Genomic DNA, 21,645 nt, shown 5'->3' with positions numbered 1-21,645 from the left:
ATAACGTACAAAAGGTGATGTCACTTTGGTTTTTCTGTCACGTACAGATGGTAACCTCTGCCAGTTCGTCCGTCCTTCTGCGACGTGGTGTCGCACCAAGCGGAGCTTCAGCCTGAAAAAAACGGTCATGCGTGCGCATAAAGGCTGAGGGTGAGGAGTGGCTGGCGAACCATACTAATAATTGGGGGATTCACAATGACCACAAGCATCACGGCGGACGGCCTCAAAGCCGATCAGCCCGCGTTCCTGTCCAAGGAGCGCATCATCGCCAAGCCCGGCTTCAACCGTTGGCTGGTGCCACCGGCCGCGCTGGCCATCCACCTCTGCATCGGCATGGCCTACGGCTTTTCGGTATTCTGGTTGCCGCTGTCCAAAGCCTTGGGCGTGACCAAGGCCGTGACCTGCGCGCCGGACATGAGCTTCATTTCACAGGTTTTCTCGTCGCAATGCGACTGGCCGATCTCGATGCTCGGCTGGATCTACACCCTGTTCTTCATCTTCCTCGGCTGCTCGGCCGCGATCTGGGGTGGCTGGCTGGAACACGCCGGGCCACGCAAGGCTGGCGTTGTTTCGGCCTTGTGCTGGTGCGGCGGCCTGCTGATTTCGGCGCTGGGGGTCTATACCCACCAGATCTGGCTGATGTGGATCGGCTCCGGGGTCATTGGCGGTATCGGCCTAGGGCTGGGTTACATCTCGCCGGTGTCGACCCTGATCAAGTGGTTCCCGGACAAGCGCGGCATGGCCACGGGCATGGCGATCATGGGCTTCGGCGGTGGCGCGATGGTCGGTGCTCCACTGGCCGCTGCCCTGATGGGCCACTTCGCTTCGCCAGACAGCGTCGGCGTATGGCAGAGCTTCCTGGTGATGGCCGCGATCTATTTCGTGTTCATGATCGGCGGCGCGTTGTCCTACCGCGTTCCGCCAACCGGCTGGAAGCCTGAAGGCTGGACCGCCCCGGCGAAAAAAGCCTCGAACGCGATGATCACCCACCGCCACGTTCACGTGAACGTGGCGTGGAAAACCCCGCAATTTCGTCTGGTGTGGCTGGTGCTGTGCCTGAACGTTTCGGCCGGTATCGGTATTCTCGGCATGGCTTCGCCGCTGTTGCAGGAAGTCTTCGGCGGTAAATTGCTGGGCACCGACCAGGCGTTCGGCCAGCTGGATGCAGGGCAACTCGCGTCGATCGCAGCAATTGCTGCCGGTTTCACCGGTTTGTTGAGCCTGTTCAACATCGGTGGTCGCTTCTTCTGGGCTTCGTTCTCGGATTACCTGGGTCGCAAAAATACCTATTTCGTGTTCTTCGCGTTGGGTTTTGCCCTGTACGCGCTGATCCCGAACCTCGGTCATCTGGGCAACGTTGCGCTGTTCGTGGCAGCGTTCTGCATCATCCTGTCGATGTACGGCGGTGGTTTTGCGACGGTTCCGGCTTACCTGGCGGACCTGTTCGGGACGCAAATGGTCGGTGCGATCCATGGTCGTCTGCTGACGGCGTGGGCGGCGGCGGGCGTGTTGGGGCCAGTGTTGGTGAACTACCTGCGTGAGTATCAGCTGAGCATCGGCGTTGAACGCGCCGCGGCGTATGACATCACGCTGTACATCCTGTCGGGCCTGCTGGTGCTGGGTTTCATCTGCAACCTGCTGGTGCGTCCGGTGGCGGACAAGTACTTCATGACCGACGCCGAACTGGCCGCCGAACAGGCGCTGGGCCATGACAAGGGTGCTGATGCCAGCACTTCGCTGGAGTGGAAAGCGGCGCCGGGCACGCGTCCGTTGGCGATTGCTGCGTGGCTGGTGGTGGGGATTCCGTTGGCGTGGGGCGTTTGGGTGACCCTGCAGAAGACTGCGGTTCTTTTCCACTGATGAACTCGCGCCCGATCCGTCGGGCGCACTCTCCGTAGGAGCGAAGCTTGCTCGCGAAGAACGATGACCCGGTGTTTCAGGTACACCGCCTTCGCGGGCAAGCCTCGCTCCTACATGTCATTACAGGTACAACCCCGACGTCGTCGAATTCAGTCCGTCAGTCATATCACCTCTCGTGTTTCTGTTTCCGGCCCGCGCCCCTATAATGGTTGCCTTTTTCGCCCAATGATTTTGCGGAGCTGGTGATGGCCGAACGTAAGGCGTCTGTCGAGCGCGACACTCTGGAAACCCAGATCAAAGCCTCGATCAACCTGGATGGCACCGGAAAGGCCCGATTTGATATCGGTGTTCCTTTTCTTGAGCACATGCTCGACCAGATCGCCCGTCACGGGCTGATCGACCTGGATATCGTCAGTAAAGGCGACCTACATATCGACGACCACCACACGGTGGAAGACGTCGGTATCACCCTGGGTCAGGCATTCACCAAAGCCATCGGCGACAAGAAAGGCATCCGTCGCTACGGCCACGCCTACGTGCCGCTCGATGAAGCGCTGTCGCGCGTGGTGATCGACTTCTCCGGCCGTCCTGGCCTGCAGATGCACGTTCCCTACACCCGCGCCACCGTCGGCGGTTTCGACGTTGACCTGTTCCAGGAATTCTTCCAGGGCTTCGTCAACCACGCCAACGTCACCCTGCACATCGACAATCTGCGTGGGCACAACACCCACCACCAGATCGAGACCGTGTTCAAGGCATTCGGCCGTGCATTGCGCATGGCGGTAGAGCTGGATGACCGCATGGCCGGTCAGATGCCGTCGACCAAAGGCGTTCTGTAATGCAGACGGTCGCGGTTATCGATTACGGCATGGGCAACCTGCACTCGGTGGCCAAGGCCCTCGAGCACGTCGGTGCCGGCAAGGTCCTGATCACCAGCGATGCCGACGTGATTCGCGAAGCCGACCGGGTGGTTTTCCCCGGCGTCGGCGCGATTCGCGATTGCATGGCGGAGATCCGTCGCCTCGGTTTCGATTCGCTGGTACGTGAAGTCAGCCAGGACCGGCCGTTCCTTGGTATCTGCGTCGGCATGCAAGCCTTGCTCGACAGCAGTGAAGAGAACGACGGCGTCGACTGCATCGGCCTGTTCCCGGGCGCGGTGAAGTTCTTCGGCAAAGACCTGCATGAAGACGGCGAGCACCTGAAAGTCCCGCACATGGGCTGGAACGAGGTGAAGCAGACGGTCACGCACCCGCTGTGGCACAACATTCCGGACCTGGCGCGTTTCTACTTCGTGCACAGCTACTACATCGCTGCCGGCAACGCGCGGCAGGTAGTGGGTGGCGGTCACTACGGTGTCGATTTCGCCGCCGCGCTGGCCGATGGCTCGCGTTTCGCCGTGCAGTTCCATCCGGAGAAGAGCCATACCCATGGCCTGCAATTGCTGCAGAACTTCGCCGCGTGGGATGGTCGCTGGTAAATGGCCGCCAAGAAGAAGCCACCGATCCTGACCCTCACTCCCGAACAGGAGAACGAGGCCAATCACAAGATCAAACGCTTCATGGAGGATCGCTTCGAACTGGACCTGGGTTCGTTCGAAGCGGCTGAAATCCTTGAGCTGTTTACCCGTGAAATTGCGCCGCACTATTACAACAGGGCGATTTTCGATGTGCAGACGCACCTTAAAGAAAGGTTCGAAAGTATCGAAAGCGACCTGTGGGCGCTCGAGAAAAACTGATTTTCGAGCGAAGCTGAACAATCGAATTTGAAGGTTTGCCAGATGCTGATTATTCCCGCTATCGATCTCAAAGACGGTGCCTGTGTTCGTCTGCGCCAGGGCCGCATGGAAGATTCCACGGTGTTCTCCGATGACCCGGTGAGCATGGCTGCCAAGTGGGTGGAGGGCGGTTGCCGTCGCCTGCATCTGGTCGACCTGAACGGCGCGTTCGAAGGCCAGCCGGTCAACGGCGAAGTGGTCACCGCGATTGCCAAGCGCTACCCGAACCTGCCGATCCAGATCGGTGGCGGCATCCGCTCCCTGGAAACCATCGAGCACTACGTCAAAGCGGGCGTGAGCTACGTGATCATCGGCACCAAAGCCGTGAAGGATCCGGCGTTCGTTGCTGAAGCTTGCCGCGCGTTTCCGGGCAAGGTAATCGTCGGTCTCGACGCCAAGGACGGTTTCGTCGCCACCGATGGCTGGGCTGAAATCAGCACCATTCAGGTGATCGACCTGGCCAAGCAATTCGAAGCTGACGGCGTGTCCGCGATCGTTTATACCGACATCGCCAAAGACGGCATGATGCAGGGCTGCAACGTTCCGTTCACGGCTGCGCTGGCCGCTGCCACGCGCATTCCGGTGATCGCTTCCGGTGGCATTCACAACCTCGGTGACATCAAGTCGCTGCTCGACGCCAAGGCGCCAGGCATCATCGGCGCAATCACCGGCCGGGCGATCTACGAAGGCACCCTCGATGTCGCTGAAGCGCAAGCTTTCTGCGATTCGTACAAAGGCTGAGGACTGACCATGGCGCTGGCCAAACGCATCATCCCTTGCCTGGACGTGGATAACGGCCGGGTGGTCAAGGGCGTCAAGTTCGAAAACATCCGCGATGCCGGCGACCCGGTGGAAATCGCCCGTCGTTACGACGAGCAGGGTGCCGACGAGATTACCTTTCTCGACATCACCGCCAGCGTCGATGGTCGCGACACCACGCTGCACACGGTCGAGCGCATGGCCAGCCAGGTGTTCATCCCGCTGACCGTGGGCGGTGGCGTGCGCACCGTGCAGGACATTCGCAACTTGCTGAATGCCGGCGCGGACAAAGTCTCGATCAATACCGCTGCGGTATTCAATCCGGAATTCGTTGGCGAAGCGGCGCAGCATTTCGGCTCGCAATGCATCGTCGTTGCCATCGATGCGAAGAAGGTGTCCGGTCCGGGCGAAACTCCGCGCTGGGAAATCTTCACCCACGGTGGGCGCAAACCGACCGGTCTCGACGCTGTTGAATGGGCGAAGAAGATGGAAGGCCTGGGCGCCGGTGAAATCCTCTTGACCAGCATGGACCAGGACGGCATGAAAAATGGCTTCGACCTGGGCGTCACCCGCGCCATCAGTGACGCGCTGGGCATTCCGGTGATCGCCTCTGGCGGCGTCGGCAACTTGCAGCACTTGGCAGACGGCATTCTCGAAGGTCACGCCAGTGCGGTACTGGCGGCGAGTATTTTCCACTTCGGCGAATACACCGTGCAGGAAGCCAAGGCCTACATGGCCCATCGCGGCATCGTGATGCGCTAAACAAACGGTACAGGCCAGTGGACATCATGGCGGGCTCAAGGCACTCTTGGGTACGCCATGGATTTCGGTAGCCAGACATGCTTAAACGCCTTCTTCTTGTCCTCGCCAGCGCTTCTCTATTGCTCATCAGTGGGGCCCGCGCCGAAGAAAGTCCCGACACCGACCTGGTGTTGCTGACTGAAAATTTCCCCCCGTACAACATGGCGAAGAATGGCAAGAACTTCGCTCAGGACGAGAACATCAATGGCATCGCCGTGGACATCGTCCGCGAGATGTTCAAGCGCGCCAACGTCACCTACAGCCTGACCCTGCGTTTCCCCTGGGAACGCATCTACAAGATCGCCCTGGAAAAACCCGGCTACGGCGTGTTCGTGATGGCGCGGCTGCCGGATCGCGAAAAGCTCTTCAAGTGGGTCGGCCCTATTGGTCCGGACGACTGGATCATGCTGGCCAAGGCTGACAGCAAGATCAGCCTGGAGTCGCTGGAGCAGGCGCGCAAATACAAAATCGGCGCCTACAAGGGTGATGCGATTGCCGAGACACTGGCCAAGCAAGGCTTGAAGCCGATTGTGGTGCTGCGCGATCAGGACAACGCGAAAAAGCTGGTCAGCGGGCAGATTGATTTGTGGGCCACGGGCGATCCGGCGGGGCGCTACCTGGCGCGGCAAGAGGGCGTTAACGGCCTGAAAACGGTACTGCGCTTCAACAGCGCCGAGCTGTACCTGGCGTTGAACAAGGATGTACCGGACGAGGTGGTCGCCAAGCTCCAGGCAGCGCTGGATCAGCTGCGCAAGGAAGGCATGGTCGACGAGATCATGGCGCGTTATTTGTAGGGTGGATCAAAAGATCGCAGCCTCGTTTCACTCGACAGCTCCTACAGGTGGATGCGATCCAGTGTAGGAGCTGTCGAGTGCAACGAGGCTGCGATCTTTAGCGGTAAACACCACCCTTCCCATGTGCCGCCGTCGCCCGATTGCCGCGCACGCTGATCATCTGCTTGATATCAATCCAGTCGATGCCCTGAGCTTTCAGCTTCGGCAACTCACGCTCCAGCACCGCCAATGTCTGCGGATACGGATGCCCGATCATCACCGCGGAACCCTGCTTGCGCGCCAGGCTGATCGCCGTCTGTAGTTGCGTAAAAATCGCCGCTTCTGTGGGTTCATCGTCTAGAAACACATCCCGCGAAACACTCGCCAACCCAATCTTCTGCGCCTCGGCAGCGCCAACGGTTTGCGCGCTGGTGCGGCTGTCGACGAAGAATTTGTGCCGGCGCTGCAAGTCCGCCATCAACCAGGCCATGGCGGCCGATTGAGCGGTCATGCGGCTGCCCATGTGGTTGTTGATGCCCGCGGTGTACGGCACAACCTTGAACGCTGCGTTGAGGCGTTGCTCAAGTTCGGCGATGGGCAAGTCGGGGTGCCAGGCAAACGGGCCGGTGGCCGGTCCATGGGCATGTGCAGGATGACGATCTTGCCGGCGCGATGGGCTTCGCGGGCAAATTCGGTGGCGTGGGGTGTGTCGGGCATGATCGCCGTGGTCACCGGGCCGGGCAGGGCCAGCACGCGGCGATCCCGGGGCAGGTTCTGCCCCAGGTCGTCGATGATCAGGCTGAGATAGACCTTTTGCGGCGCCGGTGCGACGGGCGCTGCGTGAGCAACACCCGCCAGACAGCACAACAGGCCGAAGATGAGCCGCAGGCGCACCTCAGCGGCCGGAGGTGATGCTCAGCCCTTTGAGCAGGCTCAGGGCCTGGGCCAACTGGTAATCATCATCCTGCGGCATTGCCTTGGCTTTGCTGCTGGAGGTCGGTTTGTCGGCGCCGCCGTTGCCATTGCCGAGGTGACCTTGCAGATCGGCTTCCTTGAAGTACTCGCCGTCCTGCTCGCTGGTGATCTTCGCTTTGCGCACTTCGATGTCCGGGACAATACCCTGTGCCTGGATCGAGCGGCCGTTCGGCGTGTAGTACAACGCCGTGGTGATCTTCAGTGCGCGGTCGTTGTTCAGCGGCAGCACGGTTTGTACCGAGCCTTTGCCGAAGCTGGTGGTGCCCATGACCACCGCGCGTTTCTGATCCTGCAAGGCGCCGGCGACAATTTCCGAGGCCGAGGCGCTGCCGCCGTTGATCAACGCAACCATCGGCACGGCTTCGCTTTCGTCTTTGCCGGTGGCCGAGAAACGCAGTTCGGAGTTGGCGATGCGGCCCTTGGTGTAGACGATCAGGCCTTTGGTGATGAAGTGGTCGACCACTTCCACCGCGGCTTGCAGCACGCCGCCCGGGTTGTTGCGCAGGTCGAGGATGATGCCGTTGAGTTTCTTGCCGTTGTCCTTGCGCAGCTTGGCCAGGGCCTTGGAGACCTCTTCGCCGGTCTTGACCTGGAACTGCGTGATACGGATGTAGCCGTAGCCGGACTCCAGCAGCTGGCTCTTCACGCTCTTCACTTGAATGATGGCGCGGGCCAGGGTCACGTCGAACGGCGTTCCGCCGTCGCGCACCAGGGTCAGGGTGATTTTCTGGCCGATCTTGCCGCGCATCTTGTCCACGGCTTCGGTCATGCTCTGGCCACGGGTCGGCTGGCCGTTGATCTTGACGATGAAATCGCCCGCCTGAATGCCCGCCTTGGAGGCCGGGGTGTCATCGATCGGCGAAACCACCTTGATGAAACCGTCTTCGGCGCCGACTTCGATGCCCAGGCCGCCGAATTCGCCGCTGGTGCTTTCCTGCAACTCAGCGAAATCTTCCGGGCCCAGGTAAGCGGAGTGCGGGTCAAGGTTGCTGAGCATGCCCTTGATCGCGTTTTCCAGCAGCGTCTTGTCGTCTATCGGGTCGACATAAGCGGCTTTGATCCGATCCATGACCTCGGCAAAGGTGCGCAACTCTTCCAGCGGCAATGGCGCCTTGGTGGTTGCAGCAGTGCCCGCAGGCGCGATTGCCGGCGCAGGTTGAGCGGCGAACGCCAGAGGCGCGCCGATCACCAGGGCGATCGTCAAGGCCAGCGAGGTAAGGCGGGACAAGTGCAGCATGTCGAACGGACTCCTGAAGTAGATGGCGTACTTATCCTTGCGCACGACACCATTGCGCCGGATCACTCGGGTGACCCTGCTGACGAATAGCGAAATACAGCGCTGGTGTGTCCTGCCCGCCACTGCTACCGACAGTGGAGATGGACTCACCGGCTTTTACCACGTCACCCGCAGACTTGAGCAGCGTCTGGTTGTGACCATAAAGACTCAAAAAACCGTTGCCGTGGTCGAGAATCACCAGCAGTCCGGCACCGCGCAACCAGTCGGCGAACACCACGCGACCACCATGCACGGCATGCACCTGGCTGCCGGCGGAGGCGCTGATCATTACGCCGTCCCACTTGGTGCGGGCGTCGTCGCCACGGGATTCGCCAAAGCGTGCCAGCAGTCGACCATCAACTGGCCATGGAAGTTTTCCCCGGCTTGAAGCAAAGGGGCCGCCGAAGGTCTCACCTGAACTTGATACCAAGGCGCCGGGTGTCGATTTAACGGGTTTGCGTGGGGCGTCAGTGGTCTCAGCATCTGCTGCAGCCTGGGCCTCACGTAAACGCTTTTTTTCGGCTTCCTGCTGGGCAATCAGCGCTTTTTGTCGCGCTTCTTCTGCCTCACGAGCCTGGCGGGCCAGGGTTTCTTCAATGGTTTTAAGGACTTTAGACAGGTCTGCCTGATCCTGCTCGCGGCTGGCCAGCTTCTGGTCGCGAGCCTTTACGTCGTCGTTGAGCTTGGCCAGGACTTGCTGGCGTTCCTGGCGGACTTTGTCGAGTTCGTCGCGCTGGCTGTCGAGGCTGCTCTTCTGCACCAGCAACTGCGCTTGCTGCATGGCGATGTCTTTTTCGACATTGGCCAGTTGGCGCAGGGTTTCGTTGAAATTCTTCAGCTGTTCCAGGCGCGCCTGGCTCAGGTAGTCGTAATAGGTGAGGGTGCGGGCGAATTTTTCCGGGTTCTGCTGGTTGAGCAGCAGCTTCAAGTACTCCTGACGGCCATTCTGATAGGCCGCGCGGGCCTGGATGGCGATCAGTCGTTGCTGTTCAATGCGCGCGCTCTGGAGTTTTTTTTTCTCACCATCGAGTCGCTGCAGCTCGGATTCGCTTTTTTTCAGCTCTTTTTGCAGGGCTTCGACCTGCTTCTCGAGCTTGCCCATCTCGGTTTCAGTGCCTTTGAGGTCCTTCTGCACGCCGGATTTTTCTTCCTGGAGCTTGCCCAGCAGTTTTTTCAGCTCGGCAATGTCCTGACGCGTGGCGTCCAACTGTTGTTGGGTTTGCGCACGCTCGTCGGCAAAGGCCGGTTGGAGCAGGCAAGTCAGAGCAAGGGCTATCAGGACGCGAAGCATAGAGGCGGGCGACACCAGGGAAAGGGACGCCCTAGTATGCCCGCCATGCGCTGCAAAAAAAACGCCCAATTGGGGCTGTGTGATGACTGGCCCGGGTTCGGCGGTGCAAACACCGCAAAACCAATGTGGGAGCGGGCTTGCTCGCGAAAGCGGTGGGTCAGTCGACATCACAGTCGTCTGAGACACCGCTTTCGCGAGCAAGCCCGCTCCCACAGGGTTTTGCGGCGATTGAAGTTTTGATTACACCAGTATCGACGTCCCGGTCATCTCGGCCGGTTTTTCAAGGCCCATCAACATCAGCATCGTCGGCGCCACATCCGCCAGCACGCCGCCGTCGCGAACCTTGAAGTCGCGCTTGCCGACGTAGATGAATGGCACCGGCTCGGTGGTGTGCGCGGTGTGTGCCTGGCCGGTGGATTCGTCGGACATCTGCTCGACGTTGCCGTGGTCGGCCGTGATCAGGGCTTCGCCGCCGACTTTTTCCAGGGCGTCGACGATGCGGCCGACGCACAGGTCCAGGCATTCAACAGCTTTGACGGCCGCGTCGAACACGCCGCTGTGACCGACCATGTCGCCGTTGGCGTAGTTGACCACGATCACGTCGTAACGCTGGTTATCGATAGCGTCGACGATGCGGTCGGTGACTTCCGGTGCGCTCATTTCCGGCTGCAAGTCATAGGTGGCGACTTTTGGCGACGGGATCAGGATGCGTTCTTCGCCCGGGAACGGCTCTTCGCGGCCGCCGGAGAAGAAGAAGGTCACGTGCGCATATTTCTCGGTTTCGGCAATGCGCAGCTGGGTCTTGCCGTTTTTCGCCAGGTAGTCGCCCAGCACGTTGTCCAGGCTGCCGGCGGCGAAGGCCGATGGCGCGGGAATGCTGGCGGCGTATTGGGTCAGCATGACGAAGCCCGCCAGTTTTGGCTGGCGCGCACGCTCGAATTCCTTGAAGCCGTCTTCGACGAACACGCGGGTCAGTTCACGGGCGCGGTCAGCACGGAAGTTCATGAACACCACGGCGTCGCCGTCTTCGACCTTCACCGGCTCACCGATGGAGGTGGCTTTGACGAATTCGTCGCTCTCGCCACGTTCGTACGCCGCTTGCAGGCCTTCCTGGGCGGTGGCGGCGTTGAATTCGCCGTTGCCATCGACAATCAGGTTGTAAGCCTGGGCCACGCGATCCCAACGGTTGTCACGGTCCATGGCGAAGTAACGACCGATAATGCTGGCGATCCGGCCTTTGCCCAGGGCCTGGAAGGCCGCGTCGAGCAGTTCGATGGACGACTGGGCGCTCTTTGGCGGTGTGTCGCGGCCGTCGAGGAAGGCGTGCAGGTAGATTTTTTCGGCGCCGCGCTTGTAGGCCAGTTCAGCCATGGCGACCAAGTGGTCCTGGTGGCTGTGAACGCCGCCATCGGACAGCAGGCCCATGAAGTGCACGGCTTTACCGGCGGCCACGGCTTTATCCACCGCTGCGCAGATGGTCGGGTTCTCGAAAAACTCACCGTCACGGATCGATTTGGTCACGCGGGTGAAGTCTTGATACACCACGCGGCCGGCGCCGAGGTTCATGTGGCCGACTTCGGAGTTGCCCATCTGGCCATCCGGCAGGCCGACGTCCATGCCGCTGCCCGAGATCAGGCCGTTCGGCACGGTGGCCCACAAGCGGTCCAGTACGGGCTTCTTGGCCGCAAACACGGCGTTGGACTCAGGGCTCTCACTGTGACCGAAGCCGTCGAGAATAATCAGGACCAAAGGTTTAGGCGTGGTAGTCATGGATTCCGCTCGTGGCTGAATTAAAAGAGGGCGATGGAAAAGGGAGTGGCAGTTTAAAGCGAAGTTCCGACCGCGTCACCGCCGGACGGGGTTTGGCCCACCATAGTGGCTGTGTATACTGGCCGACATTTTAACGCCCTGGAACCTCCTTCGATGGTTGCTCACCTGATTGAATTTGCCACTAACCACTATCTGCTCGTCGGTATCTTCGTCGTACTGCTGGCGTTGCTGATCGCTTATCAGATGCAAGGCGGCGGCCGCAGCCTGAGCACCGGTGAACTGACCGGCCTGGTCAACAAGGACGCAGGTGTGGTGATCGACATTCGTTCGACCAAGGATTTCGCCGCCGGCCACATCGTTGGCGCGTTGAACATTCCTCACGACAAGCTCGCCGCTCGCGTTGGCGAACTGGAAAAACACAAGGCCAAGACCATCATCCTGGTCGACGCCATGGGTCAGACCGCCGGCACTCACGCCCGCGAACTGATGAAGTCCGGCTTCATCGCCGCCAAGCTTTCCGGCGGGATCTCCAGCTGGAAGGGCGACAATCTGCCGCTGGTGAAGTGATATGAGCAACGTCGTCGTCTATTCCAGCGATTACTGCCCTTACTGCTCGCGAGCCAAGTTCCTGCTCGAGAACAAAGGCGTGGCCTTCGAAGAGATCAAGGTCGATGGCAAGCCGCAGGTGCGTGCCGCCATGGCTCAGAAGGCCGGACGCACGTCCGTGCCACAGATCTGGATCGGCAGCACCCACGTGGGCGGTTGTGATGATTTGTTTGCCCTTGAGCGCGCCGGTAAGCTCGACGCGATGCTCAAGGCCTGAATTTCCCTATAAGACCCCAAGATCAGAAAGGATCTGAGATGACTGACCAACAGAACACTGCCGCTAGCGAAGAAGAAACCGCACCGCAATTCTCCTTGCAGCGCATCTACGTACGTGACTTGTCCTTCGAAGCCCCGAAAAGCCCGGCGATCTTCCGCCAGCAGTGGGAGCCGAGCGTCGGTCTGGATCTGAATACCCGTCAAAAGGCTCTGGAAAATGACTTCCATGAAGTCGTACTGACATTGTCCGTGACCGTGAAAAACGGTGAAAACGGCGAAGTGGCCTTCATCGCTGAAGTGCAACAGGCCGGGATCTTCCTGATCAAGAACCTCGACGACGCTTCGATGAGCCACACCCTCGGCGCGTTCTGCCCGAACATCCTGTTCCCGTACGCTCGCGAAACCCTGGACAGCCTGGTGACCCGCGGTTCGTTCCCGGCCCTGATGCTGGCACCGGTGAACTTCGACGCGCTGTACGCACAAGAACTGCAACGCATGCAGGCGGCTGGCGAGACTCCGACCGTTCAGTAAGCGGTCTGAGCGTCGAAGCAAGTCCAATGTGGGAGCGGGCTTGCTCGCGAAAGCGGTGTAACAGTCAACGATGATGTTGAATGTTATGGCCCCTTCGCGAGCAAGCCCGCTCCCACATTTGTTATGTGGTGTTATTTAAAATCGAGCTGGCGCCAGCCTTCGTAGACGGCAACGGCCACGGTGTTCGACAGGTTCAGGCTGCGGCAACCTTCACGCATCGGCAAGCGCAGGCGCTGTTCAGCGGGCAGGGCGTCGAGTATTTCTGCTGGCAAGCCACGGCTTTCCGGGCCGAACAGGAACGCATCGCCCTCGGCGAAACTGGCGTCGTGAAACGGCCGCGAGCCCTTGGTGGTGAAGGCGAATAGCCGTGGATGACCGAGGCTCTCCAGGCAACTGGCGAGGTCCGCGTGACGCTGCAGGGTGGCATACTCGTGGTAGTCGAGGCCGGCCCGGCGCAGGCGCTTGTCGTCCATCTCGAAGCCCAGCGGTTCGATCAAATGCAGGTGGCAGCCACTGTTGGCGCACAGCCTGATAACGTTGCCGGTATTCGGCGGAATTTCTGGTTGGAAAAGGATGACGTGAAACATGCACGGCTCCGAAGGTAAAGATGAGCGGCATTCTACGCCGCCCGTGGACAACCGTTCGAAACTATTCCCGCGAGTGATGGCTTCGCTGGCGATTGTCGGGGTGATGGTGGGGCTGATGATCGGTCGCCTGACCACGCCCGACCCCAGCGAATTGCAGCAGGTCGAGGTGACGAACGATGGCCTGGTGGTGTGGTTCAACAACGAACCCAAGACCCACGGCGAGTTCGTCGACGGCAGCCTCGCGCTGTTGTTCGAGGCAGAAGGGAAGGCACAGAACGGTCAGCTCAAGCTCAACGACAAGAACGTGAACTGGCGCGTGCGTTTGAGTGATGGGGGATTGTTGCTGACGGTGGTGGCGGCCCGGCCACTGCAGGGCGAGTGGGCCGGTAGCGAGGTCGATGACCGCTGGCGGCTGGAGATCCATCTCCGAGAGCAATAAAAGAGGGAATCCCCGGCCTGCCTGTACCAAGGTTCCCAAAACGGGAGGGCTCGCGCATGGCGTCGAGAGCCTGGTGTAAAGAAGGAATCCCCGGCCTGCCTGTACCAGGGACCCCAAAACGGGGTGGGCTCGTCGCAAGTGCGGTGTGAGCCCGGTGTAAAGAGGGGAATCCCCGGCCTGCCTGTACCAAGGTCCCCGAAACTGGGTAGTGAACTGAATCACTGAATGGACTATTGCAGGGCGCGTGCCAGGTTTTAACAAGTCGTAATAGAAATTCGCTGAACAGTGCTGAAAGCCCCGTCATTCGGGGCTTTCGTGTTTTTTCGATCAGGGTTCGATTGCGAAAGCAGGTGGGGTTTCAGAACAATTGCCGTGCGCGATTGCGGTTCACGGTGCATTGCGGCGGTGCACGCAGGACGAAATGTGGGAGCGGGCTTGCTCGCGAAGGCGGTGGGTCAGTCGATATCTATGTTGGATGTGCCGGCCCCTTCGCGGGCAAGCCTCGCTCCTACAGGATTTGCGCCATTTCAACATTGGCGCAAGACCTGTAGGAGCGAGGCTTGCCCGCGAATGGATCTAGAGATCAGCGAATAACGAAAGGCTGTTTAGCCCTCATCCCCCTCATCATCATCCCCGCCATCAACCTTCATCCCCAATTCCTTGATCTTGCGCGTCAGGGTGTTACGTCCCCAGCCCAGCAGCACGGCGGCATCGCGGCGGCGGCCGGCGGTGTGTTTGAGGGCGGTTTCGATCATGATCCGCTCGAAGGCCGGCACGGCGCTGTCGAGCAGGCTCGACTGGCCGCGAGCCAGCGCCTGATCAGCCCACTGGCGCAGCGCTTGCTCCCAGTTGGTCACCGGTGCCGAATCCTGCGGCAGGTTCAGCAGCTCCGGCGGCAGGTCACTGATGTGCACTTCGCGACCGGAAGCCATCACCGTGATCCAGCGGCAAGTGTTCTCCAGCTGACGCACGTTGCCGCCCCACGGCAGGTTCTTCAGGTATTCCTCGGTCTCGCTTTTCAGCAGCTTCGGCTCCACCGCCAGTTCTTGCGCGGCGCGGCTGAGGAAGTGCTTGGCCAGGGTCGGGATGTCTTCGCGACGGTCCGACAGGCGTGGGATGTGAATGCGGATCACGTTGAGGCGATGGAACAAGTCTTCACGGAATTTCCCGGCGTGCACCAGGGTTTCCAGATTCTGGTGCGTCGCGGCGATGATGCGCACATCGACCTTCACCGGCGTATGACCGCCGACTCGGTAGAACTCGCCATCGGCCAGCACGCGCAACAAACGGGTCTGGGTATCCGCCGGCATGTCGCCGATTTCATCGAGGAACAGCGTACCGCCGTCAGCCTGCTCGAAACGCCCGCGACGCAGGTTGGCCGCGCCGGTGAACGCGCCTTTCTCATGGCCGAACAGTTCGGATTCCATCAGGTCTTTGGGGATCGCCGCCATGTTCAGCGCGATGAACGGCGAGGCCGCCCGTGGGCTGTGGCGGTGCAGGGCGTGGGCCACCAGCTCTTTGCCGGTTCCGGATTCGCCGTTGATCAGCACGGTGATGTTGGAGTGGCTCAAGCGCCCGATGGCGCGAAACACTTCCTGCATCGCCGGCGCTTCGCCGATGATTTCCGGGGTGCGGGTCAGGGCAACCGGCACTTCCAGGCCTTGCTGTTCCTGGGCGTGCTGGTTGGCGCGCTTGACCAGCGACACCGCTTCGTCGACGTCGAATGGCTTGGGCAGGTATTCGAAGGCGCCGCCCTGATAGGACGCGACAGCGCTGTCCAGATCGGAGTGCGCGGTCATGATGATCACTGGCAGCCGTGGGTGTTGCTCGCGAATCCGCGCCAGAAGGTCCAGGCCGCTGGCGCCGGGCATGCGGATGTCGGAGATGATCACGTCCGGCTGCTGGCGCGCCAGGCGGCTCATCACGCCATCGGCGCTGTCGAAGCTTTGCGTGGTCATGCCTTCTTGCTGCAAGGCTTTTTCCAGGACCCAACGGATAGAACGGTCGTCATCGACGATCCACACGGTTTCACTACGGCTCATGTCGATGTGGCTCCTTGTTCCAGTGGCAGAAAGATCGAGAAAGTGGTGTGGCCTGGGTGGCTGTCACACTCAATCAAGCCCTGGTGCTGGCTGATGATGTTCTGGGTAATGGCCAGGCCCAGCCCGGTACCGTCCGGGCGGCCGCTGACCATCGGAAAGAAGATGGTTTCCTGCAAATCCGCAGGAATGCCGGGACCGTTGTCGATGATTTCGATCTTGGTCACCAGGCGATGGCGTACGTGGCCGATGGTGAACTGGCGCATGGCGCGGGTGCGCAGGCTGATGCGGCCCAGGCGCAGCTCGTTCTGGCTGCTGATGGCCTGCATCGCGTTGCGCACGATGTTCAGCACGGCCTGAATCATTTGTTCACGGTCGATCAATACGTCGGGAATGCTTGGGTCGTAGTCGCGCACCAACGTGATGCAGCCTTGGCTCTCGGCCTCGACCAGATGACAGACGCGTTCCAGCACTTCATGGACGTTGCACATGGCCAGCGACGGCAGCTTGTTGGAGCCGAGCATGCGATCGACCAGATTGCGCAGGCGGTCGGCTTCTTCAATGATCACGTTGGTGTAATCGCGCAGGCTTTCTTCCGGCAGCTCGCGGGCGAGCAATTGCGCCGCGCCACGAATGCCGCCGAGCGGATTCTTTATTTCATGAGCGAGACCGCGCACCAGCATCTTGCTGGTTTCCTGCTTCGACAGCTGCGCTTCTTCCTTGGTGATCCGCAGCAAGCGGTCACGCGGGTGGACTTCCAGCAACAGCAGGGTGGCGCCGCTGGCGAGGATTGGCGTCACCGCATAGTCGACGGTCAGGGTCTGGCCGGTGAGGGCGGTGAGCATCGCTTCGCGCTTGGTGAACGGGTGTGCCTGCTCGACCGCCTGGCGCAGGGAGTTCAGCGCTTCGGTGGATTCGGTGAACAACTCGCTGATGAACTGCCCGTGGCTGCGCTGGCCGCTGATGGCCAGGAGCATCTCCGCCGCCGGGTTCATGTACTCAAGGCGCAGGTCGGCGTTGAGCAGAATGGTGGCGGTGGTCAGGTTGTCGAGTAACAGACGATGCAGTGCGTCACTGATGGTCATTAAGGACCTCTTTTGGAGCAGGGCATGCGCGTGAATAACGCGCCGATACGAGGAAAATGCAAAAACCAAACCAAGGCTCCGAAAAGAAGCGTCAAAGGCCTGAAACGGGCGTTTGACGCTCGTTTGAGTGGCGCTCTGCCAGCGTTCGCGGGTATTTTCGAACCAAAATGGGTTGGGAAATGGGTACGGTGCAACCTATTGCACCAATATAGTGCGCAAACCTGAACGAGGTTAGAAGAAACGCAGGAAGGGGTTTTTTTCTTCGGGAGGTTTGTCTTTGATCGGACATTCCGGCCGTTGGCCGTAGTCGTCGAGCGTGCAGGGTTTGACCTGGCGTTTCTGCGCGAGGGAGATGCGCAGCATGTGGAAGGGTTGATTGGCGGTGCGTTCGACGGTGCGGCCGTGTTCGTCGAGGATCTCCACGGACAGGTGATGGCTGCCGCGATCGATGTTGCTCAAGGCAAATACCGGGCTGGGGCCGGGCTCTGCCGTAGGCTCGCCGTCGAGCAGCAAGCGGTAACGATGACCCCGTTGCAGGCCCGGTTCGCTGGTGACGCTGACAATCAGCTCGCCGGCACTGCTGCGCACAGTCGCGTCTGGCTCCGGCACCAGTACGCGGAGCATGTCGTAGTGGAAGAGCGGTATGGCTTCGGTTTTCTTCGCGGTTGGTGCCGCGCCCGTGGGGTGGGCGGCCATGCGATTGCTCGGCGCCACCGGCACCCGTTTGGCGTTGCCGGAGCCCGGCTGGTCGGTGTAGACCCGATTGCCCTGGGCATCGACGTAGGTGTAAACCTCCGCCGATGCGGCAAGGGCCGTCAACGACAGGAGTGCGCCAAACAGCCAGCGCATCAAGGTTTATGCACCCGCTGGACGGTGAAAGTCACGGAGGGACTCTGCTGCACGATGTTTTCCCCATCGATCACCTGCACGGCGAGGCTGTGCAAGCCTCGATCGATGTTGACCAGTTGCAGGATCGGCACGTTGCTGGGCTGACCGTACGGTTGATCGTCCAGCAACAAACGGAACAGATGCGGGCCTTGCAGGCGCGGTTTGATCAGCACGTTGACGGTGAAGGTGCCGTTGTTGGCGCGCAGGGCTTCGGTGGTGGGCAAACCGGTCAGTTCCAGCACCTCGTAGGCGCTGCCGGGTTGTTCGCTGTTATTGGCTTCAGCCGGTGGGGCGGAAGGTGGCTGGGGTTCGATACTGTTGAGCGGCGGCAAATCCACCGGCTGCGCCTTGACGCCATCGGGCGGCTGATTGCTGTAGGCAGTGTTGCCGTCGGCGTCGGTGTACTTGTAGATCTGCGCTGCGCCGGGCAGGGCGATCAGCAGCAACATCAATAGAAAACCACGACCCATAAAATCGACCGGAAACCAAAGCATTGGCTTGCAGCATAGGTCAGGGACGAGGGTTGGCCCAAGTCATTAACATTTGGGCATGATTTGCTGAAAGCTCCCTGGCGCCGAATTCCCTGTAGGAGCACGGCTTGCCGGCGAAGGCGGCCGTGAGATCGCCTTCGCCGGCAAGCCGTGCTCCTACAGGGATATCATTTGCCGTTGAATGGCGCGCACAAAAAAGGCTTCCCGAAGGAAGCCTCTTTTTTGTCACGCCGCGTGCAGCCGGCGCTACCGGATCAGCAGCTGTAGTACAGCTCGTATTCCAGTGGGTGTACGAAGGTGCGGACCTTGATTTCTTCTTCGCTTTTCAGAGCGATGTAAGCGTCGATGAAGTCATCGGAGAACACGCCGCCCTTGGTCAGGAACGCGCGACCTTTGTCCAGTTCTTCCAGGGCTTCTTTCAGGCTGCCGCAAACTTGTGGGATCTCTTTCGCCTCTTCAGGCGGCAGGTCGTACAGGTTTTTGTCAGCGGCATCGCCAGGGTGGATCTTGTTCTGGATGCCGTCCAGGCCAGCCATCAACAGGGCAGCGAAGCCCAGGTACGGGTTGGCTGCTGGATCCGGGAAGCGGGCTTCGATACGGCGAGCGCGAGGGCTGGACACGTAAGGAATACGGATCGAAGCGGAACGGTTACGTGCCGAGTAGGCCAGCATGACCGGAGCTTCGAAACCTGGGACCAGACGCTTGTCGGAGTTGGTGGTCGGGTTGGTGTAGGCGTTCAGGGCCTTACCGTGCTTGATGATGCCGCCGATGAAGTACAGGGCGGTGTCGGACAGGCCGGCATAACCTTCGCCAGCGAAGGTGTTCTTGCCATCTTTGGCGATGGACAGGTGAACGTGCATACCCGAACCATTGTCGCCGTACAGCGGCTTAGGCATGAAGGTCGCGGTGCGGCCGTAGGCGTCGGCAACGTTGTGTACGCAGTACTTCAGGGTTTGAACTTCGTCAGCCTTGGCTACCAGGGTGTTGAACTTCACGCCGATTTCGTTCTGGCCAGCGGTTGCCACTTCGTGGTGGTGAACTTCGATGACCAGGCCCATTTCTTCCATGGCGTTGCACATGGAGGTACGGATTTCGTGGTCGTGGTCGAACGGCGGAACCGGGAAGTAGCCGCCTTTGACGCCTGGACGGTGGCCTTTGTTGCCGCCTTCCACGTCCTGGTCGGACATCCACGAACCTTGTTCGGAGTAGATCTTGAACATGGAACCTGAGATGTCGGACTTGAACTTCACTTCGTCGAAGATGAAGAACTCAGGCTCTGGACCAACAAATACGGTGTCGCCGATACCGGTCGACTTCAGGTATTCCTCGGCGCGCTTGGCGATCGCACGTGGGTCACGGTCGTAGCCTTGCATGGTCGAAGGCTCGATCACGTCGCAGACCAGGATCAGGGTCGGCTCTTCGGTGAACGGGTCGAGAACAGCGGTGCTGTCGTCCGGCATCAGGATCATGTCGGAGGCTTCGATGCCTTTCCAGCCAGCAATGGAGGAACCGTCGAACATTTTGCCTTCTTCAAAGAAAGCTTCATCCAGCGCGTCGCGAGCCGGCATGGTCACGTGGTGCTGAGTGCCTTTGGTGTCCGTGAAGCGCAGATCAATCCACTTGACGTCATGATCTTTGATGAGTTGAACCGACTTCGACATAGTGTCCTCCGGGTGGCTTCGGGCTTAGTAGTGGATGCCCTTAGAATGTGGGTGATGCCGGCGCGAATACTCTGCCAAGGCAACCTGCCTCACAAGGGAGCAAATTGCATGCCAGTGCCCCACCATGGGTTTTTTGCCCCAAATTCACGCTTATAAAGGCGCAAAGTGTCTTAAAGCAGAAAATCTTGCCCTACAATGTGGCGCTAAAATCGACAAATGACCTGTTTTGGTGCGCGCAAAACCTTCTGCACATTAACTGGTTAAACCTTGAGCAATTTCCGCTATAATCCGCGCCCCCCTTTTTCGGCTGGCCCAGCGCGCGCTGTTTTCATGAAACTAATCGTAAAAGTCTTCCCCGAGATCACCATCAAGAGCCGCCCGGTACGGATGCGTTTCATCCGTCAGTTGGCCAAGAACATCCGCACCGTGCTCCGCGACCTGGACCCGGCTGTGGTGGTGAACGGCGTGTGGGACAATCTCGAGCTGGAAACCCGCGTCAGCGAGCCCAAAGCCCTGAAGGAGATGACCGAGCGCCTGAGCTGCATGCCGGGCATCGCGCATTTCCTGCAGGTCGACGAATACCCGCTGGGCGACTTCGATGACATCGTCGCCAAGTGCAAGCAGCACTTCGGTGATGCGTTGGCCGGGAAGATTTTTTCGGTGCGCTGCAAGCGTGCAGGCAAGCACGAATTCAGCTCGATGGACGTCGAGAAATACGTCGGCAGCCAACTGCGTCGTCAGTGCGGCGCCGCCGGAATTTCGCTGAAAGAGCCGGAAATCGAAGTTCGCATCGAGATTCGCGACAAACGGTTGTTCGTGATCCACAACCAGCACAACAGCATCGGCGGTTATCCGCTGGGTGCCCTGGAACAGACGCTTGTGCTGATGTCCGGCGGCTTCGATTCCACCGTCGCCGCGTACCAGATCATGCGGCGCGGGCTTATGAGCCATTTCTGCTTCTTCAATCTGGGCGGAAGGGCCCATGAACTGGGCGTTATGGAAGTCGCGCATTTCATCTGGAAGAAGTACGGCAGCTCCCAACGCGTGTTATTTGTCAGTGTGCCTTTCGAAGAAGTACTGGGAGAAATTCTCGGGAAAGTCGATAACAGTCATATGGGCGTAGTTTTGAAGCGTATGATGTTGCGCGCTGCTTCTCGTATTGCCGATCGGCTGGAGATCGATGCGCTGGTGACCGGCGAAGCGATTTCCCAGGTGTCGAGCCAGACGCTGCCGAACCTGTCCGTGATCGACTGCGTGACCGACAAGCTGGTCTTGCGTCCGCTGATCGCCAGTCACAAGCAGGACATCATCGACCTGGCCAACGAAATCGGTACCGCCGATTTCGCCAAGCACATGCCGGAATATTGCGGGGTCATCTCGGTGAACCCCAAGACCCACGCCAAGCGTCCACGCGTGGAGTACGAAGAACAACAGTTCGACATGGCAGTCCTTGAGCGTGCGCTTGAGAACGCCAAACTGGTACCGATCGATCGCGTGATCGACGAATTGGGCCAGGATGTGCAGATCGAAGAAGTCAGCGAAGCACTGGCCGGTCAGATCATCATCGACATCCGTCACCCGGATGCCGCTGAAGACGAGCCGCTGGAACTTGCTGGCATTGAGGTACAGACGATGCCGTTTTATGCATTGAACGCTCGTTTCAAGGAACTGGACCCTACTCGCCAGTACCTGCTGTATTGCGACAAAGGCGTGATGAGTCGCCTGCATGCCCACCATTTGCTCAGTGAGGGGCATGCCAATGTGCGCGTTTATCGACCGAGCTAAGAGCCCGGGGCTGTATGCCTGTGGCCTGCGACACCGGC

General features: G+C 60.0%; 21 protein-coding genes and 1 pseudogene. 12 read left to right on the top strand and 10 right to left on the bottom strand.

What is annotated here, in order from left to right:
- Positions 1 to 195: 195 nt before the first annotated feature.
- The 7 genes from ACIPL2_RS12675 (at position 196) to ACIPL2_RS12645 (ending at position 5,988) form a co-directional block, all read left to right on the top strand.
- On the top strand, positions 196 to 1,860 hold the full coding sequence (locus ACIPL2_RS12675) for an OFA family MFS transporter (protein ID WP_401356643.1): 1,665 nt from the start codon (positions 196 to 198) through the stop codon (positions 1,858 to 1,860).
- Positions 1,861 to 2,105: 245 nt separating this feature from the next.
- Positions 2,106 to 2,699 carry an imidazoleglycerol-phosphate dehydratase HisB gene (hisB, locus tag ACIPL2_RS12670; protein ID WP_003186751.1) on the top strand — a complete coding sequence of 198 codons (594 nt, stop codon included), beginning with the start codon at positions 2,106 to 2,108 and terminating at the stop codon, positions 2,697 to 2,699.
- Positions 2,699 to 3,337 carry an imidazole glycerol phosphate synthase subunit HisH gene (gene hisH, locus ACIPL2_RS12665; RefSeq protein ID WP_310266503.1) on the top strand — a complete coding sequence of 213 codons (639 nt, stop codon included), beginning with the start codon at positions 2,699 to 2,701 and terminating at the stop codon, positions 3,335 to 3,337. The genes hisB and hisH overlap by 1 nt, the downstream gene beginning before the upstream one ends.
- Positions 3,338 to 3,595 carry a DUF2164 domain-containing protein gene (locus ACIPL2_RS12660; RefSeq protein WP_046045558.1) on the top strand — a complete coding sequence of 86 codons (258 nt, stop codon included), beginning with the start codon at positions 3,338 to 3,340 and terminating at the stop codon, positions 3,593 to 3,595.
- Positions 3,596 to 3,637: 42 nt separating this feature from the next.
- Entirely contained in the window at positions 3,638 to 4,375 is a 738-nt protein-coding gene (hisA, locus tag ACIPL2_RS12655) for a 1-(5-phosphoribosyl)-5-[(5-phosphoribosylamino)methylideneamino]imidazole-4-carboxamide isomerase (RefSeq protein ID WP_010464588.1), read from the top strand.
- Between the two features lie 9 nt (positions 4,376 to 4,384).
- Positions 4,385 to 5,155 carry an imidazole glycerol phosphate synthase subunit HisF gene (hisF, locus tag ACIPL2_RS12650; protein ID WP_007897430.1) on the top strand — a complete coding sequence of 257 codons (771 nt, stop codon included), beginning with the start codon at positions 4,385 to 4,387 and terminating at the stop codon, positions 5,153 to 5,155.
- 77 nt (positions 5,156 to 5,232) lie between these two features.
- A complete protein-coding gene (locus ACIPL2_RS12645; protein ID WP_401356639.1) occupies positions 5,233 to 5,988 on the top strand; it encodes a substrate-binding periplasmic protein in 756 nt (251 codons plus the stop codon).
- Positions 5,989 to 6,085: 97 nt separating this feature from the next.
- On the opposite strand, the pseudogene ACIPL2_RS12640 reads toward ACIPL2_RS12645, so the two are convergent.
- From ACIPL2_RS12640 to gpmI, 4 genes and pseudogenes are all read right to left on the bottom strand, one after another.
- Positions 6,086 to 6,861: pseudogene (locus ACIPL2_RS12640) on the bottom strand (divergent polysaccharide deacetylase family protein).
- A gap of 1 nt (position 6,862) precedes the next feature.
- Positions 6,863 to 8,179, bottom strand: coding sequence for a S41 family peptidase (locus ACIPL2_RS12635; RefSeq protein WP_401356636.1), 1,317 nt, complete (start codon positions 8,177 to 8,179; stop codon positions 6,863 to 6,865).
- A gap of 31 nt (positions 8,180 to 8,210) precedes the next feature.
- On the bottom strand, positions 8,211 to 9,509 hold the full coding sequence (locus ACIPL2_RS12630; RefSeq protein WP_059406412.1) for a murein hydrolase activator EnvC: 1,299 nt from the start codon (positions 9,507 to 9,509) through the stop codon (positions 8,211 to 8,213).
- A 240-nt stretch (positions 9,510 to 9,749) separates the two neighbouring features.
- Entirely contained in the window at positions 9,750 to 11,279 is a 1,530-nt protein-coding gene (gene gpmI / locus ACIPL2_RS12625) for a 2,3-bisphosphoglycerate-independent phosphoglycerate mutase (protein ID WP_401356632.1), read from the bottom strand.
- A 153-nt stretch (positions 11,280 to 11,432) separates the two neighbouring features.
- Between gpmI and ACIPL2_RS12620 the strand changes: the two genes are divergently transcribed.
- The 3 genes from ACIPL2_RS12620 to secB are packed head-to-tail and all read left to right on the top strand — an operon-like array spanning position 11,433 to position 12,632.
- A complete protein-coding gene (locus tag ACIPL2_RS12620) occupies positions 11,433 to 11,846 on the top strand; it encodes a rhodanese-like domain-containing protein (RefSeq protein WP_401356629.1) in 414 nt (137 codons plus the stop codon).
- Between the two features lies 1 nt (position 11,847).
- Positions 11,848 to 12,102, top strand: coding sequence for a glutaredoxin 3 (grxC, locus tag ACIPL2_RS12615; RefSeq protein ID WP_401356626.1), 255 nt, complete (start codon positions 11,848 to 11,850; stop codon positions 12,100 to 12,102).
- Positions 12,103 to 12,140: 38 nt separating this feature from the next.
- Positions 12,141 to 12,632, top strand: coding sequence for a protein-export chaperone SecB (gene secB / locus ACIPL2_RS12610; protein WP_059406415.1), 492 nt, complete (start codon positions 12,141 to 12,143; stop codon positions 12,630 to 12,632).
- Positions 12,633 to 12,763: 131 nt separating this feature from the next.
- On the opposite strand, the gene trmL is transcribed toward secB, so the two are convergent.
- Complete coding sequence (gene trmL / locus ACIPL2_RS12605; protein ID WP_401356622.1) at positions 12,764 to 13,219, bottom strand: tRNA (uridine(34)/cytosine(34)/5-carboxymethylaminomethyluridine(34)-2'-O)-methyltransferase TrmL; 456 nt, start codon at positions 13,217 to 13,219, stop codon at positions 12,764 to 12,766.
- Here trmL and ACIPL2_RS12600 point away from each other — a divergent pair.
- On the top strand, positions 13,218 to 13,658 hold the full coding sequence (locus ACIPL2_RS12600) for a hypothetical protein (RefSeq protein ID WP_401356619.1): 441 nt from the start codon (positions 13,218 to 13,220) through the stop codon (positions 13,656 to 13,658). The two genes, trmL and ACIPL2_RS12600, sit on opposite strands and share 2 nt — an antisense overlap.
- Positions 13,659 to 14,263: 605 nt before the next feature.
- Here the strand turns inward: ACIPL2_RS12600 and ntrC are convergent.
- The 5 genes from ntrC to glnA form a co-directional block, all read right to left on the bottom strand.
- The gene (gene ntrC, locus ACIPL2_RS12595) at positions 14,264 to 15,700 is read right to left on the bottom strand and encodes a nitrogen regulation protein NR(I) (RefSeq protein ID WP_059406417.1); all 1,437 of its coding nucleotides are present in this window, start codon (positions 15,698 to 15,700) and stop codon (positions 14,264 to 14,266) included.
- Positions 15,697 to 16,782 carry a nitrogen regulation protein NR(II) gene (gene glnL, locus ACIPL2_RS12590; protein WP_401356617.1) on the bottom strand — a complete coding sequence of 362 codons (1,086 nt, stop codon included), beginning with the start codon at positions 16,780 to 16,782 and terminating at the stop codon, positions 15,697 to 15,699. The genes ntrC and glnL overlap by 4 nt, the downstream gene beginning before the upstream one ends.
- A gap of 231 nt (positions 16,783 to 17,013) precedes the next feature.
- A complete protein-coding gene (locus ACIPL2_RS12585; protein WP_401356614.1) occupies positions 17,014 to 17,631 on the bottom strand; it encodes a DUF4124 domain-containing protein in 618 nt (205 codons plus the stop codon).
- Positions 17,631 to 18,140, bottom strand: coding sequence for a DUF4124 domain-containing protein (locus tag ACIPL2_RS12580; RefSeq protein ID WP_401356611.1), 510 nt, complete (start codon positions 18,138 to 18,140; stop codon positions 17,631 to 17,633). The genes ACIPL2_RS12585 and ACIPL2_RS12580 overlap by 1 nt, the downstream gene beginning before the upstream one ends.
- A 275-nt stretch (positions 18,141 to 18,415) precedes the next feature.
- Positions 18,416 to 19,822, bottom strand: coding sequence for a glutamate--ammonia ligase (glnA, locus tag ACIPL2_RS12575; protein WP_401356608.1), 1,407 nt, complete (start codon positions 19,820 to 19,822; stop codon positions 18,416 to 18,418).
- Positions 19,823 to 20,152: 330 nt separating this feature from the next.
- Between glnA and thiI the strand changes: the two genes are divergently transcribed.
- The gene (gene thiI, locus ACIPL2_RS12570; protein ID WP_401356605.1) at positions 20,153 to 21,607 is read left to right on the top strand and encodes a tRNA uracil 4-sulfurtransferase ThiI; all 1,455 of its coding nucleotides are present in this window, start codon (positions 20,153 to 20,155) and stop codon (positions 21,605 to 21,607) included.
- The last annotated feature ends 38 nt before the right edge of the window (positions 21,608 to 21,645 follow it).

This window comes from Pseudomonas sp. NPDC086251, from assembly GCF_044746405.1.
GTDB lineage: Bacteria > Pseudomonadota > Gammaproteobacteria > Pseudomonadales > Pseudomonadaceae > Aquipseudomonas.
This window is presented reverse-complemented; position numbering and strand designations above follow the sequence as displayed.

Coding starts and splice junctions, on each gene's coding strand:
- ACIPL2_RS12620 (WP_401356629.1), top strand. CDS start 11,433: ATGGTTGCTCACCTGATTGAATTTGCCACTAACCACTATCTGCTCGTC.
- ACIPL2_RS12645 (WP_401356639.1), top strand. CDS start 5,233: ATGCTTAAACGCCTTCTTCTTGTCCTCGCCAGCGCTTCTCTATTGCTC.
- ACIPL2_RS12630 (WP_059406412.1), bottom strand. CDS start 9,509: ATGCTTCGCGTCCTGATAGCCCTTGCTCTGACTTGCCTGCTCCAACCG.
- glnA (WP_401356608.1), bottom strand. CDS start 19,822: ATGTCGAAGTCGGTTCAACTCATCAAAGATCATGACGTCAAGTGGATT.
- secB (WP_059406415.1), top strand. CDS start 12,141: ATGACTGACCAACAGAACACTGCCGCTAGCGAAGAAGAAACCGCACCG.
- hisA (WP_010464588.1), top strand. CDS start 3,638: ATGCTGATTATTCCCGCTATCGATCTCAAAGACGGTGCCTGTGTTCGT.
- glnL (WP_401356617.1), bottom strand. CDS start 16,782: ATGACCATCAGTGACGCACTGCATCGTCTGTTACTCGACAACCTGACC.
- ACIPL2_RS12660 (WP_046045558.1), top strand. CDS start 3,338: ATGGCCGCCAAGAAGAAGCCACCGATCCTGACCCTCACTCCCGAACAG.
- thiI (WP_401356605.1), top strand. CDS start 20,153: ATGAAACTAATCGTAAAAGTCTTCCCCGAGATCACCATCAAGAGCCGC.
- ACIPL2_RS12585 (WP_401356614.1), bottom strand. CDS start 17,631: ATGCGCTGGCTGTTTGGCGCACTCCTGTCGTTGACGGCCCTTGCCGCA.
- ACIPL2_RS12580 (WP_401356611.1), bottom strand. CDS start 18,140: ATGGGTCGTGGTTTTCTATTGATGTTGCTGCTGATCGCCCTGCCCGGC.
- ACIPL2_RS12600 (WP_401356619.1), top strand. CDS start 13,218: ATGCACGGCTCCGAAGGTAAAGATGAGCGGCATTCTACGCCGCCCGTG.
- hisH (WP_310266503.1), top strand. CDS start 2,699: ATGCAGACGGTCGCGGTTATCGATTACGGCATGGGCAACCTGCACTCG.
- trmL (WP_401356622.1), bottom strand. CDS start 13,219: ATGTTTCACGTCATCCTTTTCCAACCAGAAATTCCGCCGAATACCGGC.
- grxC (WP_401356626.1), top strand. CDS start 11,848: ATGAGCAACGTCGTCGTCTATTCCAGCGATTACTGCCCTTACTGCTCG.
- ntrC (WP_059406417.1), bottom strand. CDS start 15,700: ATGAGCCGTAGTGAAACCGTGTGGATCGTCGATGACGACCGTTCTATC.
- gpmI (WP_401356632.1), bottom strand. CDS start 11,279: ATGACTACCACGCCTAAACCTTTGGTCCTGATTATTCTCGACGGCTTC.
- hisB (WP_003186751.1), top strand. CDS start 2,106: ATGGCCGAACGTAAGGCGTCTGTCGAGCGCGACACTCTGGAAACCCAG.
- ACIPL2_RS12675 (WP_401356643.1), top strand. CDS start 196: ATGACCACAAGCATCACGGCGGACGGCCTCAAAGCCGATCAGCCCGCG.
- hisF (WP_007897430.1), top strand. CDS start 4,385: ATGGCGCTGGCCAAACGCATCATCCCTTGCCTGGACGTGGATAACGGC.
- ACIPL2_RS12635 (WP_401356636.1), bottom strand. CDS start 8,179: ATGCTGCACTTGTCCCGCCTTACCTCGCTGGCCTTGACGATCGCCCTG.